This is a genomic window from Methylophilus sp. DW102 (assembly GCF_037076555.1).
In the GTDB taxonomy this organism is placed as follows: domain Bacteria; phylum Pseudomonadota; class Gammaproteobacteria; order Burkholderiales; family Methylophilaceae; genus Methylophilus; species Methylophilus glucosoxydans.
On the sequence record NZ_AP029023.1, the window covers coordinates 1741387 to 1761504 of the forward strand.

The following is a 20118-nucleotide window of genomic DNA, read 5'->3' on the forward strand; positions in this document are numbered from 1 at the left end:
TTTCCTAAACAAAATTAATCTGCGGGCTGTTGCATCTTGAGCTGCCACTGCAAAGCGATAGACCGTAATGCCTCGGTCTCAATGCCTGCAAATTGTGGCTGGCCATCTGGTAAGCGCTGATACCGTAATTGACCATTGACCCAGGTATGGGTGACCTGCTCGCGGCTAGCCACATACACCAGATGAGAAATCGGGTCAAAACAAGGCAAGCTATTCAGCTCATCCAGACGAACCGCAATCAGATCAGCCTGCTTACCGACGCTAATGCTGCCAATCTGTGCTTGCAACCCCAGTGCCGTGGCTCCATTAATGGTTGCCATCTGTAGCGCCTGATAAGCTGGCACAGCCTCTGCCTGTTGCGCTGATACCTTGGCAAGCAAGGCCGCTGTGCGCATTTCCTGCCACAAATCGAGCCGGTTATTACTGGCGGCACCATCAGTGCCTAAACCGATATTGATCCCCGAACGCAACGCAGATGCCACCGGCGCAATCCCACTCGCCAATTTCAGATTAGAACTTGGACAATGCGCGATATGCGCGCCTAACGTTGCTAGGGTCTCCTGTTCATACTTTTCAAGGTGTACTCCATGCGCCAATACGGTGCTGGGACCAATTACCCCCAGCGCTTGCAAACGCTGCAACGGCCGTACACCAAATTGCTCCTGACTTTGCGCGATTTCCGCCTGGGTTTCATGCAAATGCGTATGAATCCCCAGATTCAACTGTTCGGCAAGTGTGACAACGTCGGTAAAGGTTTGATCACTCACCGTATAGGGGGCATGCGGCGCAAAAGAAAAACTGATAGAGGACTCGGATTTATACTGATCGCGCACTTCTGTGCCCAAGCGGATATATTCACTGGCAGTTGCCGCATAATTACTGGGAAACTCCATAATAGTTAAGCCAATATGTGCGCGTATCCCTGTGCGTTTGGCAGCCTCTATGGTCGCTTGCGGAAAAAAATACATATCGTTAAATGTCGTGATTCCGCCTGCCAGCATTTCCGCACAAGCCAGCAAGCTGCCATCCTGTACGAAAGCGGGTGAGACCCATCTCTTTTCTGCTGGCCAGATATGCTCATTCAACCACGGCATCAACGCATAATCATCAGCATACCCCTTTAACAGGCTCATACTGCTATGAGTATGCAAATTGATCAGCCCGGGCATCACGACATGTTGTGAACAATCAACGACGGGCCAGTCAACCGCCCAATCCGGGATATCGGATTTGGGTACAATCGCCTTGATTTTTCCAGCATCCACAAGAATTGCATGCTGCTCCCGCACGTGTGGCCCTTCATCCATAGTAACGAGCCAGCGTGGTTTGATGATAAATTGGGATTCACTCATGCTTGGATTATAACTGAGGCAGGCTGGCAAATTGAAAGTCCGCCTGCGTGCAGCAACAAAAAAGCCACGCAATTGCGTGGCTTTTTAAACTCACAAGTCAGTGCTTATTGGCAACCTTCTTGTTTCGTACCTTCTGCACGGATTTCAACACGACGGTTAGGTTGCAGGCAAGAGATCAATTTCTTGCTTACTTTTTTACCTTCGCACTGAACCACTGGCTCAGATTTACCTTTACCTTCAGCAGTGATCAAGCTGCTGTCTACACCTTGAGCAACCAAGTAGTCCGCCACTTGTTTTGCACGGCGCTCAGACAACTTCTGGTTGTAAGCTTCAGAACCGATACGGTCTGTGTGACCAGTGACGATCACAGCTTTGATTTCAGGATTTTCTTTGATCTTGGCAGCAACTGCATCCAGTGTAACGCGGCCTTTTTCTTTCAGGTTAGCCTTGTCAAAACCAAACAACTCTTCAGCAGAAACAGTCACTGTTTCGTTGACTGGCTTGCAAACAGGTGCTGGCGCTGGTGCAGGAGCTGGTGCCGGTGCTGGCTCAGCTGCAGCCACTGGAGCTGGTGCTGGCTCTGGCGTTGGCTCTTCAACCACTGGCGCTGGTGCGCCAAAGCGGAAGATACCACCAATATTAAATAATGTGTTATCAACACGGCCAGAATCACCAGCTGTTCCACCAGGGCCGGTAGCTACCAAACGTGCTCTGCTCCATTGATGGCGCAGATCAGCTTGGATACCAAACTTATCATTAAACAAATACTGGGCACCTAAACCTACGTTAGCCATCCAAGAAGTTTTTTTACCATCAATATCAACGTTTGGAATGTTGTAATCTAAATCATTGCGGGCTGCACCAATACCAGCCAACAGGAATGGGCGGAATTTTTCACGACTGAACATATACAATGCGTCCAAACCAAAAGTGGTTTGTTTGTATTTACCACTTGCACCCGCAATGCCAGTATCTTCATCAGCACGGTTATAACCCAGACGACCTTGAATGTCCCAGTGCTCGCTCAGCTCTTTACCAATGGACAAGAAACCACCACGGGCATTATCTGCATCCAGATCACTGTCAGTGTGCATGTAGCTTGCACCTGGCACAACATACCAAGCACCGCGGTACATGTCTTCAGCTTGCGCAGCTTGCGATGCAAAAACAAATGCAGAAGCAATTGCCAAGCCTAAAAAACTTTTTTTCATTCATTGACTCCTTTGTTATTGGGCATTTTCGCCACATCTTTGAAAATACTTACAAACCCAACTATACGCAAACAGTGCAAGAGGCGCAAGCCTAGAGAGCTACAAGCCCAAGTATTTATTGGTTTAGGCGCTCATTTTGCAACAGTTTCCTGACACCTGCCTGACAACGCTCACAATTGATTCAGCCAATAGGTTTGATTGCCTTAACCCTTTTTCACATAAACCACTACGAAAACCCAAAAAGTCCGCCTCTAACGAACACAATTGCGCCAAATACGCCGGTCTGAGTCCGCCGGCCACCCCGACCATTAACTGCAAGCGTCTGGCCATCTCGGTAAATTTCTGAATATGCAATATAGAAACGCAGTCCAAGACTGAGCTAGACTTGTCTATCGTGTCGACCATAACCCCAACATACCCTTTTGTGGCGAGCTTGTTCAAGCGCAACTCAATCGTAGATGTTTGCAATAAACTATCGGGGCTAAACACCGCAACCATCCGCGTGCCTGCCGCAAGCACTTGGCTAATCGCCGCTGTAAACAAAGGATGATCCCAAATGGCTTCCGGCAGCTTAATAATGTCCACGCCAATCTCAAGACGGGATTGGATCAACTCCAGCAATGCAGCCACGGATTCAGCAGTATCGCCCACGGTGGCACTGACCAGAATGTCCGCATGAGCATGCTGCTTTTTGTAACCATTCACTGCCTGCATGATGGCAACTGACTGCGACATACTTAATGCAGAGAGCGCACCATGACTGGTGTCTTTCAAATCAATCAAGCTGACTCCAGCGGCCAGTACCAACTGCGCCTCGACAACCGAATTTACACTGACTAATATGCGCATAGATATCCTTATGCCTGCTGCATGCCTGTTTGCTGTGCCTGGTGGTTGTTAACGCAATCCACCAGCCATTGCCAGGCTTCAAGCTCGTTGGGGCCAGCAGTTTTATCAATCGCAATTTGTAAATACTGCATTTCTTGCGTAATTTTCTCAGCAGGCAACAGATGCAGCCTGCTGACAAGCACGGCCAATTCAACCACTGCCGCCTGGGCACGGTTAAAGCCCATAAATGGCGCATGTGTCTGACTTTCAACCACTTGCATCCATAATTTTGGTCGATTTTCATCCGGCTCGACTGTATCGAGGCTTAATACATGATGCGCCAGACAGTCAGTTAGCCGCACGCTGTGGCCATGCCCGACTGGCAAGGTGGAAAACATTTTTTTTCTGGCAATAGCGGCAGCAAAAACACGAACATCATCAGTCAGATTTAAGACGGCCGACCGGGTATGTAAAATATTCTGCAAGGTAGTTGAGGGCTGGTAAGGCATGATGAGCACGCGCCCTGCCTGCCATTGGATCCCAAACGGCGCAATGTGAACCTCACCTTCAGGAGAGCACGTGGTGATGATGGTTTCGTAAATCATTCTTTGTTTTCCGGGCTGGTTGAATTACCAACGGGCTTTTCCGCTGATGCGTGAACCGTGGCACCACTGGCTTGATCAGGTTTAGTCGCTTCCTGACGCTCTTTGATGGAAGCCTCACGATGTGCAACCTTGGCCTGCTTATTTTGAGCGACTGAGGCAACGCCCCACTCCAGCATTTCATCCTGCACATAGCGTTTCTTCAGTTGCCAGGCAATTTGCGCGCGGGCCAGCTCTACCCCCAAATAAAACGCATGCGAAGCATCGTCTTGTACCTGCAGTTCTGGATAAAATACATAGGGATCCGTCGCTTGCTGCAGACCATCCCGATTATAGACATGTACACCCGCTTCGCTCACCATGATGCGAAAACTGGGGTCCTTAATTTGCCTGGCCATCTCGCCAATTTCCGCCGCACTGTAAGGAAACGGCTTGCGATCATGCAGGCCAAGCAAGCCCGCATCATAGCCACGGGGCAACCGTTTGTCCTGTTTGGCACGGTACATAACACGGCGCGCGATATCTGCCTCAGCCACAGCTTCACAGGCATGCGCGCTAACCGAGGTCGCCAGGACAGCGTTGATATTCAGTTCACTGATCATCCCGAACAGCATGGCGTTAATCCCGGTGGTATCGGCATCCGTCAACTCTGTCAGATTGCCCACGCCCATCATGATCGCGATATCCGGATATTTTTTGCGTAGCTTGTGATAACGTACAATCGATTCGGTGAAACCAAAATGGATGGGATCCAAAATAGGATCGGCAATAAACGCAAGCTCCCGTTTAAGGCAGTACTCGATGGCCCGTTGCAAGCTGGGCATGCTGCCAGGCTTGGCTGGAATCAACACGGGGGTAGAAGCGACTTCTTCTGCAATCCAGAGACTGTTTTCATGCAGGCTTAAGAGGTAATCGGCACCGGCTTTACCCGCTGCCAGCAGATCGTCTTCACGCATGGAATCTACACTTACCTGAAAACCTGCTGACTTGAGCGCACGCACGCTCTCTGTCATGTGCGCAAATGCTTTTCCCGGCAGGCAGCCGAGGTCGATGACATCGGCCCCCTGCTGTTTGAAATGCTGCGCTTTGGCGATGATTTGCTCAACCGTCAGATCTGGTGCATCGACGATTTCAGCAAAAATCAGCACACTATGCTGGCTTAAATCGGGCACTTTTCCTTGCTGACCAAAATATTGTGGCAAATCCTTCAAGTCTTTAGGTCCTCGCTCTACCGGCACACCCCATTGCGACTCCAGCAGGCCGAGATCGCCCTGACAGAGCCCAGGTAGGATGACTTTATCAATATTCTCGACTTTGGGTAAGCGGCGGGCGATCAGGGGCGGCGTCATCAATGCCGCAACAGACACCCCGATCTGTTTCACTTCATATTCAAACGGAGACTGTTTACTGTCGGCCTGTATCGCTTGTAATACCTGATGCAGACTGTGTTCTGCCAGTTTTCCGGTAAGGAACAGCAGTCGATTCATGGTGTTAGTCGTGAGTGTGCTCTACCTGTACGCCCTGGTGCAAATGCAAGTCATGCACGGCTGCCAGACGCGCCATAATCGCATGCTGCAAACCAGCCATGTCTTCAACGACCGTGGTGTCCGCAAAGCGTTTTAACTGGGCCACATTATCCAGGTCGATCTGGCGTGGATAGACTTTGACCACATTGTCTCTGGGCGCTTCCGACTCCAACTCTGGCGCCGTATCACATGCAAACACAATGCTTTGGATCCGCGTTTTACCTGCTTGCGCAAACAGGTTGGTGACCAGGCTATCAGAAAAACCATACGCCATTTTGGCTATGGTATTGGAAGTCGCCGGCGAGATCACCAAGGTGTGATACACCCCCTCGTAAAATCGCTCCACCGGCACGCTGCTGGCAGTCTTGTCCTGATAGACTTTATGCCCTGTCGCCTCTAAAGCAGCCTGAAAACCGTATTGCTGAATAATTTCTGCCGCCGCACGGCTCAGGTAAATATCGACCTCCTGCAAGGTTTGCAGAATGGCCAATGACTCCCGCAGATAATGGCCGGAACCGGTAATAGCCCATGCCAATCGTTGTGCACGCATGTCAAGTCACCTTGCTCAGGCGAAAGGATGTTGCAACACGATGGTTTCATCCCGCTCCGGGCCAGTGGAGACAATGGCAATTGGCACGCCACAGACCGCTTCCAGTCGCTTGAGGTAATGCTGGGCATTTTTGGGTAATGCATCCCAGGTTTTGACACCGAAGGTGGTTTCGCTCCAGCCTGGCACGGTTTCATAAATCGGCTCGCAACGGGCGACGTCATCCGCACCGACCGGCAGCATATCAACCACTTTGCCATCCAGCTTGTAACCCGTGCAAATATCCAGTGACTCTATGCCATCCAGCACATCCAGCTTGGTGATACACAAGCCAGTCAAGCCATTGATTCGCGCAGAGCGACGCAAGGCGGCAGCATCAAACCAGCCACAGCGGCGTTTACGTTTGGTCACGGTACCGATTTCTTGCCCCTTGTGAGACATCTGGTAACCTGGTGCGCCTTCTGTTTCAATATCCAGCTCGCTTGGGAAGGGGCCGCCACCCACACGCGTCGTGTAAGCTTTGGTAATACCAAGCACATAATGCAGCATGTTGGCACCAACACCGGTCCCTGCTGAGGCTTGGCCAGCGATACAGTTGCTGGAAGTCACATAGGGGTAAGTCCCATGGTCCACATCCAGCAAGGTGCCTTGTGCGCCTTCAAACAGCAAGTGTTCGCCACGGGCATTGGCTTCATATAACGCCGCAGAAATATCAGCCACCATCGGTTTCAACGCCACAGCGTGCTGCATGCTGGCATCGTATTGCTGCTGGAAATCTACCGCAGCAGCACCCAGATAATTGGTCAATACAAAATTGTGATAATCCATGACTTCGCGCAGCTTTTCGGCGAAGCGCTCAGGGTGGAACAAATCATAGACACGCAAGGCGCGGCGTGCGACCTTGTCTTCATAGGCAGGGCCAATGCCCTTGCCTGTAGTACCAATTTTTTTCTCGGCGCTGCGCTTGGCTTCACGTGCCAAATCAACCGCAACGTGATGAGACAAAATTAATGGACAGCCAGGACTGACTTTGAGACGGTTTTTAACATCCAGCCCGCCTTGTTCCAGCGTGGAAATCTCATGCAGCAAATGGGTGGTATCCAGCACCACGCCATTACCGATATAGCAATTGACGCCATCGCGCACAATACCAGAAGGCACCAGGTTTAACTTGTAGACTTTTTGCGCATCCCCTTGGCCGACGACCAGGGTGTGACCCGCATTGTGACCACCCTGAAAACGCACCACGCCTTGCGCATGGTCGGTCAGCCAGTCAACAATTTTACCTTTACCTTCGTCGCCCCATTGGGTGCCAATCACAACGACGTTCTTTGCTTGCTTAAATTGTGTCATGTTCAATCAATATCTTGTCTATACAAATTAAAGAGGCGGCGTATTACACAGCCACCACTTGCCAGCGACCATCCACCTTTTGCAACAGACGGTCACAGGCCAATTCAGAATAATCCACCTGCGCATCAGGCAAGGCTTCAACCACCACCTGACCTTGCGCGCGTAAGGTCTCTATCAGGGCTAACAAGTCAGCATCCTGCGTTGCAGGCGCCAAAATCCCTTTGTCCATGGTCGCAGGGCCCAAGGCGAGTAAAGCACCACGCAGATCCAGGCTAAAGCCTGTCGCCGGGCGTGCACGGCCAAAGGCAGCCCCCACCTCATCATAGCGGCCACCCAGTGCAATGGGGCCAGCATAGCCTTTGGCATAGGCCGCGAAGACGATGCCGCTATGGTAGTGGTATCCACGCAACTCACTTAAATCAATGGTCACCGTCACATTACGATCACCCAGCGCTTTCGCGACTGCCTCCAACTCAAGCAAAGCCTGTTCAATCCCTTCTGAGTCAGGCAATACTTCACGCGCCTGATCCAACACCTCAATGCCACCATTGAGTTGGGCCAGGGCAATAAAAGCTTGCCTGGATTTTTCGGGCAAATTCACCACCAGTTGCTCTACCAATGAAATGTCTTTGGCTTGCAAAGCCGCTTGCAGGGCTTGTTCTTGCGGCAGGCCTAATTGCGCGGTATGCGACAGGCTGGCGAAAATCGCTGCATGACTCAGGTCCACAAACAAGGTTTGCATGCCTAACAACTGCAAGGCTTTGACCATCAGCCGCTGCACTTCAATATCGCTGGCAATGCCGGCATGACCATACAATTCTGCACCGAGTTGCAAAGGCTCACGGGTGCGCGCCAGGCCATCCGGCTTGGTTCTCAAAACGGTCCCGGCATAACACAAGCGCGAGACACCGGCATGATTGAGCATATGCGCATCAATGCGCGCCGCCTGTGGCGTCGTATCAGCGCGCAAGCCCATCAAGCGCCCGGTCAGCTGATCTACCACTTTAAAGGTGGCGATATCCAGATCGTGACCGGTCCCGGTGAGCAGGGATTCAACATATTCCATCATCGGCGGCATGACATACTGGTAGCCATGGACACGGAACAAATCCAGCAGTTGCCGACGGTAGGACTCAAGCCGTGCTGCTTCAGCAGGCAGCACATCTTCAATATATTCAGGGAGTAACCAATTATGCATCCCGCCATTATACCTGCAAACCCCTGCCGAAAGCACGGCTTTAGCAACCTGCCAGCAAGTCGCGTCAGCCTTGCACTCCGTTAAAATCCAAACAAAAAAGCACACGCAAGGTGTGCTTTTTTTAAAACGCTTAACCATATCAGCTTGGTGGCATTCACCCGTTAACGATTTAACCAGAGAATGAACAAACCAAACAGCATGGAAATAAAACCAATGAAACGGATTTGACCATCCCGCAGTTGTAGCATTCGCTCAAAAATATTGCGCCAGGCTTTGGTTAATAACAGCGGCATCAAGCCTTCAATCAGCAACACGCCGCCCAGCACACTCCACCACCAGTTCATGGCGCAAGTATTACTTTTTACCGCTGCTACGCATGTATTTAAAGAAGTCTGAACTTTGGTCAATCACCATCACGTCAGACTTGCTCTTGAAGCTGTTTTTGTAAGCTTCCTGGCTGCGGTAGAAGGCATAAAACTCAGGATTTTTACCAAACGCCTGGGCATAGACTTCTGAGGCCTTGGCATCGCCCTCGCCTTTAATTTTCTGCGCATCGCGATAGGCTTCGGCAATAATCACTTCACGCTGCTTGTCAGCATCGGCACGAATTTTTTCTGCCGCTGCTGCACCTTGTGAGCGCAACTCATTGGCCACCGATTTACGCTCGGCCTCCATGCGTTGATACACGGATTCGCTGACTTCTTTCGGCAGATCTACGCGGCGCAAGCGCACGTCCATAATCTGGATGCCCATTTGGCGGCTTTCCTTGTCTGCGCGTTGACGCAGGATTTCCATGATCTGCGAACGCTCGCCAGAGACGACATCGTGGATGGTGTGTTTACCAAATTCGGCACGCAAGCCGTCATTGACCATCTGCGACAAACGACGCTCGGCCTGCACTTCATCGCCACGCACAGAAACGTAGTATTTGGCCGGGTCGATAATGCGCCATTTCACAAACGAATCCACCAGTACGTTTTTCTTTTCACTGGTGATAAAGCGGTCTGGCTCTTCCCAGTTCAGCGTCAGAATACGTTTGTCGTAATAGCGGATGTTCTCCACCATAGGCATCTTGAAATAAAGACCAGGGTCTTTTTTCACCGAGACAATTTCGCCCAGACGGAAGACCAGCGCATATTCACGCTGATCGACCGTATATGCTGATGATGTCACCAAGACCAGCAAGACAAACACCCCAATTAACAAACTTCCAATATTTCTCATCATGTATTTTCCTTGAGGGGCAGACTAGCGATATTCGCGATCACGACTACGCATGGCATCCCTGGAGCGGTCTAGCACACTCGCGTCAGCCGGTGGCTCGATGGCTGGCTTATCCGCCGGGACGGCAGAGCCAGCTGCGGCATTACTGCCTGCACCACTCATGCTCATGAGTTTATCCAGTGGCAAATACAGCATGCTGTTGCCATTTTTCTGATCAACCAGCACTTTGCTGGTATTGGCCAAAATATGTTCCTGCGTATCGAGATACAAACGCTGACGAGTCACTTCTGGCGCCTTGTTGTACTGCGCCAGAATCTGCTCGAAACGGTCTGCATTACCCTTGGCTTCGTTCTCCACCCGCAGCTTGTAACCCGCGGCCTCTTCGGCCAACCGCGACGCTGTACCACGTGCTTTAGGAATCACATCATTGGCATAGGCCTGACCTTCATTTTTCTGGCGTTCCAGATCCTGCTTGGCCTTGACTGCATCATCAAATGCCGCCTGTACCTGTTCTGGGGGCTGTGCATTCTGCATGGTGACGTTAACAATATTGACGCCGGATTGATATCTGTCCAGCATGTCCTGCATGAGCTTTTTCGCTTTGGCAGCCACATCATCCCGGCCTTCATACAGCACGAAGTCCATCTTGCTCTTGCCTACTACTTCGCGGATGGCTGTTTCTGCCACACCACGCACGCTTTCTTCGGTGGAGCGGTTACTAAACTGATAATCTTCCACCGACTTCAGGTTGTACTGCACTGCCACCTGCAAATCAATAATGTTTTCATCATCGGTCAACATTAAAGACTCTTTCAGCTCTTTGCTACGGCCAGATTCACCTTCATAAGAACGGTAGCCCATTTCAATGGTACGCACCTGCTCGAGGTTCACGTTTTCCACGGTCTCAATCGGAAATGGCAAATGCCAGCGCGGGCCAGGCATGGTGGTTTCCACATGTTTGCCAAAACGTAACACCACACCGCGAGAGCCCTGATCAACAATATAAAAGCCAGAGCCCAGCCAGATCAGCGCCACCAACCCTAAAATCGGGGCCACTGGCAAGGATTGTGGCGCAGGTGCTGATCCACGCGGACCACCCTGCCCGCCTTTATTGTTGCCAAATAACCGGTTCAGCTTTTGATTCAAATCCTTGAACACCTCGTCCAGATCGGGCGGGCCTTCATTGTTTTTATTCCAAAAGCCTGGAAATTTTTTCATGCGTGTACTCCGTATGTTTTGATCTTTTTAAACGTAAGCACTTTCTTCGGTGCTGAGTTTTTTCAGGTATTGCTGATGCTCTAACAGCGCCTGGCGTAAATCCTCTATGCCTATGCCATCCCTGGCTGACACACGAACAGTTCGGATATTACCATACTCGTCGCGGTCGATTCCGGGCGGCATGCCCATGCGGTCAATCTGGTTGAGCACCAGAATCTGTGGGACCCTGGCAGCACCAATCTCGTTCAATACGATATTGACTTGTTCGATTTGCGCATCACGGTTCGGGCTGGCCACATCAACCACATGCAGTAATAAATCGGCCTGCGCGGCCTCTTCAAGCGTCGCACCAAAGGCTTCAATCAAAGTCGTAGGCAAATGCTTGATAAAGCCGACCGTATCTGACAACACCACCGGATAACCTTCCGGCAGGTTCATTTTACGAGAGGTGGTATCCAGTGTGGCAAACAGCTGATCCGCCGCATAGACACCCGAGTGTGTCAGGCGATTAAACAAGGTGGATTTACCCGCGTTGGTATAGCCGACCAGAGAAACGGTCATCAGGTTGGAGCGTTTGCGCGCACGGCGTTGCATGCCACGTTGCTGCTTGAGTTTATCCAGTTTTTCACGCAACTGCTTGACGCGCACGCGCAGCATGCGTCGGTCCAGCTCGAGCTGGGTTTCACCAGGGCCGCCTCGCACGCCAATCCCGCCCTTTTGTCGTTCAAGGTGGGTCCAGCCACGCACCAACCGCGTAGACAAATGCTCCAGTTGGGCAAGCTCGACTTGCAGCTTACCTTCGTGCGATTGCGCACGTTGGGCAAAGATATCCAGAATCAGGCCGGTGCGGTCTACCACACGTGCTTCAAGCAACTTTTCAAGGTTGCGCTGTTGCGAGGGGCTCAAGTCGTGATTGAAAGCAGCGACTTTGCTGTCATAGGCGGCCATCAAGGCCTTTAACTCATCCGCCTTGCCAGAGCCGATAAAGTATTTGGGGTCAGGCGCATGACGCTTGCCTTCCAGCGTCGCTGAGATATTGAGGCCAGCAGTCCCGGCCAGGTGGCGGAGTTCTTGCAAACTTTCTGCGTAGTCAGCATCACCAAAGTTGACGCTGACCAGAACGACGGCATCTCCGCCGCTTGGTCTATCAAACATGCATTAAGATTCTTGAGCGGCGTCGTGCGATCCGAGGCTGACTGGACGTGCAGGAACGATGGTGGAAATGGCGTGCTTGTACACCATTTGTGTCACGGTGTTTTTTAACAAAATGACATATTGATCAAAAGAATCGACCTGCCCTTGCAATTTAATGCCGTTTACCAGGTAAATGGACACTTGAACGTGCTCTTTTCTGAGTGCATTCAAAAACGGATCTTGCAGCATTTGGCCTTTATTATTCATGGAATTGCTCCTTGTTTGTTTTAATCGTATTGGAGTTTTATTATCTTGAACACCAATCCCTCATAGTGACTATGATTGTACTAATTTGTTCCTTTTTCAATCCCCGCGCTTTACTTTTTTGAAAATAAAGCGCGGATGCGCTGCAGACATGCCTCTTTACCCAGAATTGACATCACCTGATCAATGCTGGGCGACTGTGCTATGCCAATCAAAGCTACCCGCAAAGGCATCGCCAGCTTGGGGAACTTGATCTGCTGCTCAGTGACCACCTGATTTAGCGCATCGTGAAGCATATCGGCAGTCCAGTCAGAATCTTGAGTTTTTTCTAAAAAAAGTTCGATATAGCCGGCGGTTTCCGGCAACACATGTTTGGTTTTATCCGCCACATTGATCTCAGGCATCTGGTAGAAGAAGGCAATTTCCCTGGCCAGTTGATTGAGGTTATTGGCACGCTCACGGTATAAATTCAATACTGCCAGCAAATCTGGCGACTGTGTTTCTGTGACGCCTAATGCAGTCAAACGGGGTTTGACTTCATCAGCAATCCGCTCCAAAGGCAAGGTTTTAATGTAATGCGCATTGAGCCAGTTGAGTTTTTCAGTATTGAACTGTGCGGCGGACGGCGTGATATGGTCCAGATCAAACCACTCACAGAACTGCGCCATGCTGAACACTTCATCATCGCCATGCGACCAGCCCAGGCGCGCCAGGTAGTTGAGTACCGCCTCACGCAAATAACCGTCTTCATGGTATTGCATGACGCTCACGGCACCATGGCGCTTGGACAGCTTCTGACCATCATCGCCCAAAATCATGGACAAGTGCGCATACTGCGGCACCTGTGCACCCAGTGCCTTGAGCATATTGATCTGGCGCGGAGTGTTGTTGACATGGTCATCACCGCGAATCACCTGCGTGACGCCCATTTCCCAGTCGTCCACCACCACACAGAAGTTATAGGTTGGCGTACCGTCAGCCCGCGCAATAATCAGGTCATCCAGCTCGGCATTGGCAATCTCAATGCGACCCTTGACCATATCCTCCCAGGCCACCACGCCTTCGGTCGGGTTCTTGAAACGCACGACCGGTGGCACATCCTTAGGCGGCTCAGGCAACACTTTACCGGGCTCAGGCCGCCAGCGGCCATCGTAGCGCGGCTTCAATCCCTGCTGCATCTGGCTTTCACGCAAGGCATCCAGCTCTTCTTTGCTGCAATAGCAATAATAAGCATGGCCAGCATCCAGCATCTGCTGGATCATTTTTTTGTAAGTCTCCATGCGCTGCATCTGGTAAAACGGACCTTCGTCATGATCCAGTTGCAACCAGGCCATGCCATCCAGAATGGCCTGCACGGCTTCCGGCGTGGAGCGTGCAACATCCGTATCTTCAATACGCAAAATAAACTTGCCGCCATGGCGCTTGGCATACGCCCATGAGAACAAGGCGGTACGTGCACCGCCAATATGCAGATAACCGGTAGGACTGGGGGCAAAACGGGTTTTAACAGCTTGCATGATGACTCTTGAAATTAAAACAGGCGTGCATTTTAACATGCCGCCTGTCAACACCGTGTTTAGTCTGGTTAAGATTGAAGCCGTGGGCGCAGAGGACGCATTGAAGCTGGTTTAAAATCACGCTAAGATGCGCGTATGCAAACTGCGCAATTAGATACAAACTTGGAAATTCATGTAGGCGAGCTCTATGGCAAGCCAGACGCCGATGGCCACATTGCCGTCTTGTATCACGTGCTGGCTGTTCACAAACAGGGCATCACCTTGCAAAATATGGACAATCCGCTCAGTCAGTTTGAGACCACAGCAAGCAAGCTACTGCAATCCGGCTACATCCGCCTGAGTCAAACACCCTACGTCAACTTGCAACAAGCCAACAAACGTAAAAAAAATGCAGCCACCAAGCTCACACGCTGTCCGTTTACCACCGATATTTTTGCTGAACGCGCGGATAGCGAACGGCCACAGCTCGCCATTTAAAAAGACGCTAGGCAAGGCCGTTGCCTGCCCAAGCTGAAACGCGTCAACCTTTTATCTCAACACTGATTGAACACTACGACAGCGATCTGCTTAAAAACCTGCCTGATTTAAGCGGGCCTGAATCAACGCCTTGGCCCAGCAGCCCTAAAACTCCGGTGGCGCCCCGATCAAATCATGGCCTTGCGCATCGATAATCTGTACATCCACAAAATCACCCGGGTTCAAGCCATCTGCATCTTGCAGATAAACAATGCCATCAATTTCGGGCGCATCTGCCTTGGTACGGGCAATACCGATGATGTTTCCATCGTCATCTTCAGTGAGTTCATCCACTAGCACGGTTTGCAGGCTGCCGATTTTAGCCGCCACCTTGGCGGCACTGATGCGCTCTTGCACTTCCATAAAGCGGCTCAGGCGCTCCTGTTTGATTTCTTCAGCCACCGGATTAGGCAAATGGTTGGCCGTAGCCCCATCCACGGCCGAATAGGCAAAGCAGCCGACGCGGTCCAGCTGCGCTTCTTCCATAAAGTCGAGCAGCATTTTAAAGTCATCTTCAGTCTCGCCGGGGAAGCCGACAATAAAGGTGCTTCGGATAGCGATTTCCGGGCAAATCTCACGCCAGGCCTTGATCCGGGCCAGGTTGTTTTCACTGCTGGCCGGACGCTTCATGGCTTTGAGCACCGCCGGGCTGGCATGTTGGAACGGCACATCCAGGTACGGCAAAATCGCCCCTTCGGCCATCAATGGGATCACGTCATCAACATGTGGATAGGGATACACATAGTGCAAGCGCACCCAAACGCCCAGCTCGCCCAAGGCTTTACTGAGTTCGGTCATGTGCGTTCTAACTGGCCTGCCGTTCCAGAAGCCTTTGCGGAATTTCATGTCCACGCCATAGGCAGAGGTATCCTGCGAAATGACCAAAATTTCGGAGACACCAGCATTCACCAAGCTCTCAGCCTCATTGAGCACGTCACCAATCGGACGGCTGACCAAATCGCCGCGCATGCTGGGGATAATGCAGAAGCTGCAACGGTGGTTACAACCTTCTGAAATTTTAAGGTAAGCATAGTGCTTGGGCGTGAGACGGATGCCTTGCGGCGGCACCAGGTCGGTGTAGGGATCGTGCGGTTTGGGCAGGTGTGTATGTACATGCCCCATCACCTCTTCCAGGGCATGCGGGCCAGTCACGGCCAACACGCTGGGGTGTGCGTCCGTAACCACGTCTTTTTTCGCACCCAGGCAACCTGTCACAATCACCTTGCCGTTTTTGTTGAGCGCCTCGCCAATCGCATCCAGCGACTCTTGCACCGCAGAGTCAATAAAACCACAGGTATTCACCACCACCAGGTCAGACTGCTCGTAACTGTTGCTGATTTCATAGCCTTCGGCCCGCAACTGGGTCAGGATACGCTCGGAATCGGAGCCTGCCTTGGGGCAACCCAATGAGACGAAACCAACTTTAGGTGAACTTTGCATGATGCTTCCCTCTTAACCTTCTACCAACCATTTGGTCAGGGCAACTGAAGCCACCCCCAACACAATTAACAATAACTGATTCATGGTATCGCGCAATGCCGTACGCTTGTGCAAGCCTGGAATCAGATCCGCCACCGCCACATAGAGCATGCTGGCTGCGGCAAGACTCAAGATATAGGGCACCCAGTGCTGCACCGCATGCAGCGCAAAATACGCAATGATACCGCCAAGCACGGTGGCCAGACTGGAGCCGATATTGAACAAAAAGGCTTTTTGTTTACTGTAACCGGAATGTAACAAAATCAGGAAGTCGCCGACTTCCTGCGGAATCTCATGAGCGATAATCGCCAGTGCAGTCACTACGCCCACCTGCATATCCACCATAAATGCCGCGCAGATCAGGATGCCATCAACAAAATTGTGAAAGGTATCGCCTACCATGATCATCAAACCACTGCGGCCACCATCATGGCCGTGCGCGTGACCATGTAAATGAGGATGCCCTATCATCTGGCTAGGCTGCGCCGCGGGCAATCTGAACTTGATTGCGCCTTGCGGCTTTTTGGTAACAGGCTGGCCTGGATGTAACTCGGGGCAATGGGCCTCGTCATGCATGGCATGTATTTCACAGTGCTCGCCATGACAATGCCGCCACAGCACCAGTTTTTCCAGCGTAAAAAACAGTAGCACACCAAACAGCATGGTACCGGTCATCGCCTCGATATTGGGGCTGCTTTCAATCGCGTGCGGCAAAATCTCAAGAAACACCGCGGCCAGCAAGGCGCCAATCGCATAACTCACCAGCAAAGGCACCCAATGCTTTTGAGCATTGAGCGCAAACAGGGCTGCGACACACACACTGAGCACGCCCCCTAGCAAACAGGCCAGCATCATGCCGGTAAAAGGCGAAATATCAGTCAACAAAGGGGTCAAAGCAAACATGCCGAGTGATTAAAGGAAGCCGCGCATTATACGTGAGTTATCAAAAAAACAAAGCATAAACAATTAGTTAACGCGTGCAGATGCCAGGTCAGCTGGCTCAAATAAACTGCGCAATGATGTAGCCAATCACAATGCCGATCAGCAAGGCCATGGTCAATCCGCGATAGGTCAACACATCCCGTGAGTAACCACGACGAATGGCAATGTAAGACATCAGGTAACCTACGGCATTGAGCAGCCAGATAAAGCCAAAGCTGAGCACCTTGACAATGATGGGGCCAATCAATGGCACCAGGCCGATCACGCCGACCAGCCACACCAGCAACCCCGACAACAGGCCGAACAACAGTGTGACCGCCGCCAGTACCCGCGTATCCCAATGGAAATGCTGCCCCAGTAAAAACAAGCAAAGCAAAGCCACCGCGAACAATACCATTTGTGGCCAGGCGCGCAATGTACTACGCGTAGCGCTCACCTCCCCCGGTGTATTTGCCGGGTGCCGTCTGCCGCGCAATCTTTTCATCATAAGGCACTATCCACGCATAGCCCGGCCACCAGGGCAGGCAAGTCAGGCACAGCGTCGCAGCACTGCCAATGCGGTTGACGCAAGGCCACATCGCCGGCATAGCCCCAGGTCACCAGCACGAAGTCCATCAGGTTGGCCTCGGCCGACTGGCCATCTTCAAGACGGTCGCCGATATACAGGCAATCCTGGATTTTTAAATCATGCTCGGCGACCACGCGCCCTATCATCTGCGCTTTAGACTTCAATGCCGGGCTGAAATAATCCAGTGCATAGACGCCCGCAAAAAAGTCCTGCCAGCCCAGATAGACCATGATTTTTTCAGTCGGATCAAAGCGTTTATTGGTCGCAATATACAGCGTATAGCCCTCTGCCTTGAGTTGCTGCAGCATGGCCGGAACACCATCAAACACCACAGACTGCTGATAACCCGTGCTGTCATAATGCTGCTTGAAAGCTGCGGCCAAAGTATTCAACACAGCCGCATCCTCGCTGCCAGACAGCCGTTTAAGCGTCTCCATGAGCGGCGGGCCAATCACCTCATTGCCCAACGCCATCCTGAGTGGTGTATTGGTCGAGCGGAAAGCCAACTCAAAACAATGCAGAATACTGGGTGCGGAATCGATGAGCGTGCCATCGAGGTCAAAAATCAGATGTTTTTTCATTATTTAAATAATATATTGGGTTGAGCCACAGAGCACTCAGAGATCAATCTCTATCAACCAGCTTGCAATAGCGCAATATTCACATAATCCAGCGTATCAATCCTCGTGAGGATCCAATACGTTCGTGCCTGACGCTGTATCCACTATGGCGAAATACACTACTCCAGCCAAATTAAGCTGGCCATACGCCCGGTATCGCCATCACGCCTAAAGCTGAAAAACGTCTCTGCTTCACGATAAGTACAGCGTCCACCACCATAGACCTGTGTCACCCCCAGCCTGGAAAGCCGTTGACGCGCAATCGAATACAAGTCTCCCAGCCATTTTTCGCCATGCGCCTGAAATGCATGTTCTGCCTGCGCATCTTGCGCCATAAATTGCGCGCGCACTTCACTCCCCACTTCAAACGCTTGCGGGCCAATGGCCGGACCTAACCAGGCCATGAGCCTGGCGGGCTCAACCGGCATGGCTTTTACCGTCGCTTCTATCACCCCGTCACACAAACTGCGCCAGCCAGCATGCACAGCCGCCACCACACTCCCCGCCTGATCACAGAGTAATACTGGCAGGCAATCGGCGGTCATGGTGACGCAGACCACCTGTTTGCGGGTGCTAAAACTGGCATCCGCACTTTCCAGACATGAAGATAACGCCGCATCAATTACGCGCACTCCATGCACCTGGTTAAGCCACACCGGCTCACTCGGCAAATAGGGACTCAGTAATTGTCTGTTGGCCGCCACATGCTGAGGCAAGTCCTTAACATGATCCCCCAGGTTCAGGCTGGCATAGCTGCCCTGACTAACACCGCCAAGACGCGTGGTTTGCAAGGCCTTCACGCAAGCAGGCGCGGGCCAATCAGGCAAAATAACAGGCAAATCAGCCATTATGCCTCGTCCTCTTCGCCTTCTTCATCCCAGGCATCCTCATCCAGCTCAGCATCGAGATCTTCGTCAAAATCTTCATCGCCCCAGTCTTCGTCATCTTCACCAATGAACAAGCCGTTTTCATCCACATTGAAATCGACAGGCGCCAGCGGCTCATCGGGCAAGTCGGTCGTGCGCATAGCGTCCAGCAGTTCACGCATGTCATCAGCAAGCTCAATCTGCCATTCCATGGGCGCATTCGTCACCGGGTGAATCAAGCCGAGCTTGATCGCATGCAAGGCCTGACGCTTGAAATTGCCGATGACCTCACGCAATTCCGGCGTCATCATCTTGTGCGGAATAATATTGCCTATGCCATACAGCGGATCACCGACCATAGGCGCTTTCAGATGCTGCAAATGCACGCGGATCTGGTGGGTACGGCCGGTTTCGAGATTGCAGCGCAAATAGGTATTGGTACCAAACCGCTCAAGGATCTCGTAGTGCGTGATGGCGGGTTTACCTCGTCGCACCACCGCCATTTTGGTTCTGTGGTGCGGATGGCGCCCTATCGGCTGATCCACCTTACCATTACGCCACAACTGGCCCCAGACGATGGCCCGGTACTCACGTTTAACCGTGCGCGCCTGCAATTGACGCACCAGGCTGGTCTGTGCTTCCAGCGTTTTCGCAACCACCAGCAAACCGCTGGTATCCTTGTCCAGCCGATGCACAATACCGGCACGTGGCACCTCTTTGAGCGCTGGCCAGTGAAACAGCAAGGCATTGAGCAAGGTGCCGCTCCAGTTGCCGGCCGCCGGATGCACTACCAGACCAGCAGGCTTGTTAATAATGATCAGTGCATCGTCTTCGTATACAACATCCAGTGCAATGTCTTCTGGCTCAAACGCATTGTCCTGCGCATTTTTAGGGGGAGTCACCACCAGTCGCTCGCCCCCCCACACCTTGGTTTTGGCCGTGGGCGCCTTACCATCGAGCAAGACCAGACCTTCTTTTATCCAGGCCTGCAGGCGGCTGCGAGAATGGTCTGGCAACATCTGCTGCAAGGCCAGGTCCAGGCGCTGCCCGCCAAGGTTGCTGGGGACGACCAGCTGTAAGGAGGTGCTTTCTTTCATATTTTCAAACAGCATCAGTTATAATGCTTTGAGTTCCCTTGATAAAACAACATAAA

At 51.8% G+C, this 20118-nt stretch carries 21 protein-coding genes; 1 reads left to right on the forward strand and 20 read right to left on the reverse strand.

Translation table 11 applies throughout. From position 1 onward, the window contains the following. Positions 1-14: 14 nt before the first annotated feature. The 14 genes from AACH41_RS07980 to gltX form a co-directional block, all read right to left on the reverse strand. Entirely contained in the window at positions 15-1352 is a 1338-nt protein-coding gene (locus AACH41_RS07980; protein WP_338654310.1) for a TRZ/ATZ family hydrolase, read from the reverse strand. A 104-nt stretch (positions 1353-1456) separates the two neighbouring features. After that, the gene (locus AACH41_RS07985) at positions 1457-2563 is read right to left on the reverse strand and encodes an OmpA family protein (RefSeq protein ID WP_338654311.1); all 1107 of its coding nucleotides are present in this window, start codon (positions 2561-2563) and stop codon (positions 1457-1459) included. Positions 2564-2686: 123 nt separating this feature from the next. Then, entirely contained in the window at positions 2687-3412 is a 726-nt protein-coding gene (locus AACH41_RS07990) for a (5-formylfuran-3-yl)methyl phosphate synthase (protein WP_338654313.1), read from the reverse strand. 8 nt (positions 3413-3420) lie between these two features. Then, a complete protein-coding gene (locus AACH41_RS07995; RefSeq protein WP_313987753.1) occupies positions 3421-3996 on the reverse strand; it encodes a DUF447 domain-containing protein in 576 nt (191 codons plus the stop codon). Beyond that, the gene (locus AACH41_RS08000) at positions 3993-5480 is read right to left on the reverse strand and encodes a DUF6513 domain-containing protein (protein WP_313987756.1); all 1488 of its coding nucleotides are present in this window, start codon (positions 5478-5480) and stop codon (positions 3993-3995) included. The genes AACH41_RS07995 and AACH41_RS08000 overlap by 4 nt, the downstream gene beginning before the upstream one ends. A 4-nt stretch (positions 5481-5484) precedes the next feature. After that, a complete protein-coding gene (locus AACH41_RS08005) occupies positions 5485-6069 on the reverse strand; it encodes a flavoprotein (protein WP_338654317.1) in 585 nt (194 codons plus the stop codon). A gap of 15 nt (positions 6070-6084) precedes the next feature. Next, positions 6085-7419, reverse strand: coding sequence for an adenylosuccinate synthase (locus AACH41_RS08010; protein WP_194747738.1), 1335 nt, complete (start codon positions 7417-7419; stop codon positions 6085-6087). Positions 7420-7462: 43 nt separating this feature from the next. Next, positions 7463-8617, reverse strand: coding sequence for an ATP phosphoribosyltransferase regulatory subunit (locus tag AACH41_RS08015; RefSeq protein ID WP_338654320.1), 1155 nt, complete (start codon positions 8615-8617; stop codon positions 7463-7465). A gap of 161 nt (positions 8618-8778) precedes the next feature. Continuing rightward, positions 8779-8961, reverse strand: coding sequence for a DUF2065 domain-containing protein (locus tag AACH41_RS08020; protein ID WP_338654322.1), 183 nt, complete (start codon positions 8959-8961; stop codon positions 8779-8781). 10 nt (positions 8962-8971) lie between these two features. Continuing rightward, positions 8972-9841 carry a protease modulator HflC gene (gene hflC, locus AACH41_RS08025; RefSeq protein WP_194748434.1) on the reverse strand — a complete coding sequence of 290 codons (870 nt, stop codon included), beginning with the start codon at positions 9839-9841 and terminating at the stop codon, positions 8972-8974. Between the two features lie 24 nt (positions 9842-9865). Beyond that, complete coding sequence (hflK, locus tag AACH41_RS08030) at positions 9866-11059, reverse strand: FtsH protease activity modulator HflK (protein WP_194747743.1); 1194 nt, start codon at positions 11057-11059, stop codon at positions 9866-9868. A 27-nt stretch (positions 11060-11086) separates the two neighbouring features. Continuing rightward, positions 11087-12214, reverse strand: coding sequence for a GTPase HflX (gene hflX / locus AACH41_RS08035; protein ID WP_338654323.1), 1128 nt, complete (start codon positions 12212-12214; stop codon positions 11087-11089). A gap of 3 nt (positions 12215-12217) precedes the next feature. After that, entirely contained in the window at positions 12218-12460 is a 243-nt protein-coding gene (gene hfq / locus AACH41_RS08040) for an RNA chaperone Hfq (RefSeq protein WP_194747747.1), read from the reverse strand. Positions 12461-12570: 110 nt separating this feature from the next. Further along, a complete protein-coding gene (gene gltX, locus AACH41_RS08045; RefSeq protein ID WP_338654325.1) occupies positions 12571-13974 on the reverse strand; it encodes a glutamate--tRNA ligase in 1404 nt (467 codons plus the stop codon). A gap of 135 nt (positions 13975-14109) precedes the next feature. Here gltX and AACH41_RS08050 point away from each other — a divergent pair, with 135 nt between their 5' ends. Continuing rightward, complete coding sequence (locus AACH41_RS08050) at positions 14110-14451, forward strand: hypothetical protein (RefSeq protein ID WP_338654327.1); 342 nt, start codon at positions 14110-14112, stop codon at positions 14449-14451. Positions 14452-14595: 144 nt separating this feature from the next. Here AACH41_RS08050 and rimO read toward each other — a convergent pair whose 3' ends face one another. The 6 genes from rimO to rluD all read right to left on the reverse strand — a co-directional run bounded on the left by rimO (position 14596) and on the right by rluD (position 20077). Then, positions 14596-15930, reverse strand: coding sequence for a 30S ribosomal protein S12 methylthiotransferase RimO (gene rimO, locus AACH41_RS08055; protein WP_338654329.1), 1335 nt, complete (start codon positions 15928-15930; stop codon positions 14596-14598). Between the two features lie 12 nt (positions 15931-15942). Beyond that, positions 15943-16872 (reverse strand): ZIP family metal transporter, encoded by a 930-nt coding sequence (locus AACH41_RS08060; RefSeq protein ID WP_313987783.1) that lies wholly within the window; start codon positions 16870-16872, stop codon positions 15943-15945. Between the two features lie 97 nt (positions 16873-16969). Beyond that, positions 16970-17398 carry a hypothetical protein gene (locus AACH41_RS08065; protein WP_338654331.1) on the reverse strand — a complete coding sequence of 143 codons (429 nt, stop codon included), beginning with the start codon at positions 17396-17398 and terminating at the stop codon, positions 16970-16972. After that, complete coding sequence (locus tag AACH41_RS08070) at positions 17395-18060, reverse strand: HAD hydrolase-like protein (RefSeq protein WP_338654333.1); 666 nt, start codon at positions 18058-18060, stop codon at positions 17395-17397. The genes AACH41_RS08065 and AACH41_RS08070 overlap by 4 nt, the downstream gene beginning before the upstream one ends. A 158-nt stretch (positions 18061-18218) precedes the next feature. Continuing rightward, on the reverse strand, positions 18219-18947 hold the full coding sequence (pgeF, locus tag AACH41_RS08075) for a peptidoglycan editing factor PgeF (RefSeq protein ID WP_338654335.1): 729 nt from the start codon (positions 18945-18947) through the stop codon (positions 18219-18221). Beyond that, positions 18947-20077, reverse strand: a complete 1131-nt coding sequence (rluD, locus tag AACH41_RS08080; protein ID WP_275355438.1) for a 23S rRNA pseudouridine(1911/1915/1917) synthase RluD — start codon at positions 20075-20077, stop codon at positions 18947-18949. Before rluD ends, pgeF begins: the two co-directional genes overlap by 1 nt. Positions 20078-20118 lie beyond the last annotated feature (41 nt).

What these genes read in the sequence shown, in the direction of transcription:
- AACH41_RS07980 (WP_338654310.1), bottom strand. Translation starts at nt 1,352, where the DNA reads ATGAGTGAATCCCAATTTATCATCAAACCACGCTGGCTCGTTACTATG.
- AACH41_RS07985 (WP_338654311.1), bottom strand. Translation starts at nt 2,563, where the DNA reads ATGAAAAAAAGTTTTTTAGGCTTGGCAATTGCTTCTGCATTTGTTTTT.
- AACH41_RS07990 (WP_338654313.1), bottom strand. Translation starts at nt 3,412, where the DNA reads ATGCGCATATTAGTCAGTGTAAATTCGGTTGTCGAGGCGCAGTTGGTA.
- AACH41_RS07995 (WP_313987753.1), bottom strand. Translation starts at nt 3,996, where the DNA reads ATGATTTACGAAACCATCATCACCACGTGCTCTCCTGAAGGTGAGGTT.
- AACH41_RS08000 (WP_313987756.1), bottom strand. Translation starts at nt 5,480, where the DNA reads ATGAATCGACTGCTGTTCCTTACCGGAAAACTGGCAGAACACAGTCTG.
- AACH41_RS08005 (WP_338654317.1), bottom strand. Translation starts at nt 6,069, where the DNA reads ATGCGTGCACAACGATTGGCATGGGCTATTACCGGTTCCGGCCATTAT.
- AACH41_RS08010 (WP_194747738.1), bottom strand. Translation starts at nt 7,419, where the DNA reads ATGACACAATTTAAGCAAGCAAAGAACGTCGTTGTGATTGGCACCCAA.
- AACH41_RS08015 (WP_338654320.1), bottom strand. Translation starts at nt 8,617, where the DNA reads ATGCATAATTGGTTACTCCCTGAATATATTGAAGATGTGCTGCCTGCT.
- AACH41_RS08020 (WP_338654322.1), bottom strand. Translation starts at nt 8,961, where the DNA reads ATGAACTGGTGGTGGAGTGTGCTGGGCGGCGTGTTGCTGATTGAAGGC.
- hflC (WP_194748434.1), bottom strand. Translation starts at nt 9,841, where the DNA reads ATGAGAAATATTGGAAGTTTGTTAATTGGGGTGTTTGTCTTGCTGGTC.
- hflK (WP_194747743.1), bottom strand. Translation starts at nt 11,059, where the DNA reads ATGAAAAAATTTCCAGGCTTTTGGAATAAAAACAATGAAGGCCCGCCC.
- hflX (WP_338654323.1), bottom strand. Translation starts at nt 12,214, where the DNA reads ATGTTTGATAGACCAAGCGGCGGAGATGCCGTCGTTCTGGTCAGCGTC.
- hfq (WP_194747747.1), bottom strand. Translation starts at nt 12,460, where the DNA reads ATGAATAATAAAGGCCAAATGCTGCAAGATCCGTTTTTGAATGCACTC.
- gltX (WP_338654325.1), bottom strand. Translation starts at nt 13,974, where the DNA reads ATGCAAGCTGTTAAAACCCGTTTTGCCCCCAGTCCTACCGGTTATCTG.
- AACH41_RS08050 (WP_338654327.1), top strand. Translation starts at nt 14,110, where the DNA reads ATGCAAACTGCGCAATTAGATACAAACTTGGAAATTCATGTAGGCGAG.
- rimO (WP_338654329.1), bottom strand. Translation starts at nt 15,930, where the DNA reads ATGCAAAGTTCACCTAAAGTTGGTTTCGTCTCATTGGGTTGCCCCAAG.
- AACH41_RS08060 (WP_313987783.1), bottom strand. Translation starts at nt 16,872, where the DNA reads ATGTTTGCTTTGACCCCTTTGTTGACTGATATTTCGCCTTTTACCGGC.
- AACH41_RS08065 (WP_338654331.1), bottom strand. Translation starts at nt 17,398, where the DNA reads ATGATGAAAAGATTGCGCGGCAGACGGCACCCGGCAAATACACCGGGG.
- AACH41_RS08070 (WP_338654333.1), bottom strand. Translation starts at nt 18,060, where the DNA reads ATGAAAAAACATCTGATTTTTGACCTCGATGGCACGCTCATCGATTCC.
- pgeF (WP_338654335.1), bottom strand. Translation starts at nt 18,947, where the DNA reads ATGGCTGATTTGCCTGTTATTTTGCCTGATTGGCCCGCGCCTGCTTGC.
- rluD (WP_275355438.1), bottom strand. Translation starts at nt 20,077, where the DNA reads ATGCTGTTTGAAAATATGAAAGAAAGCACCTCCTTACAGCTGGTCGTC.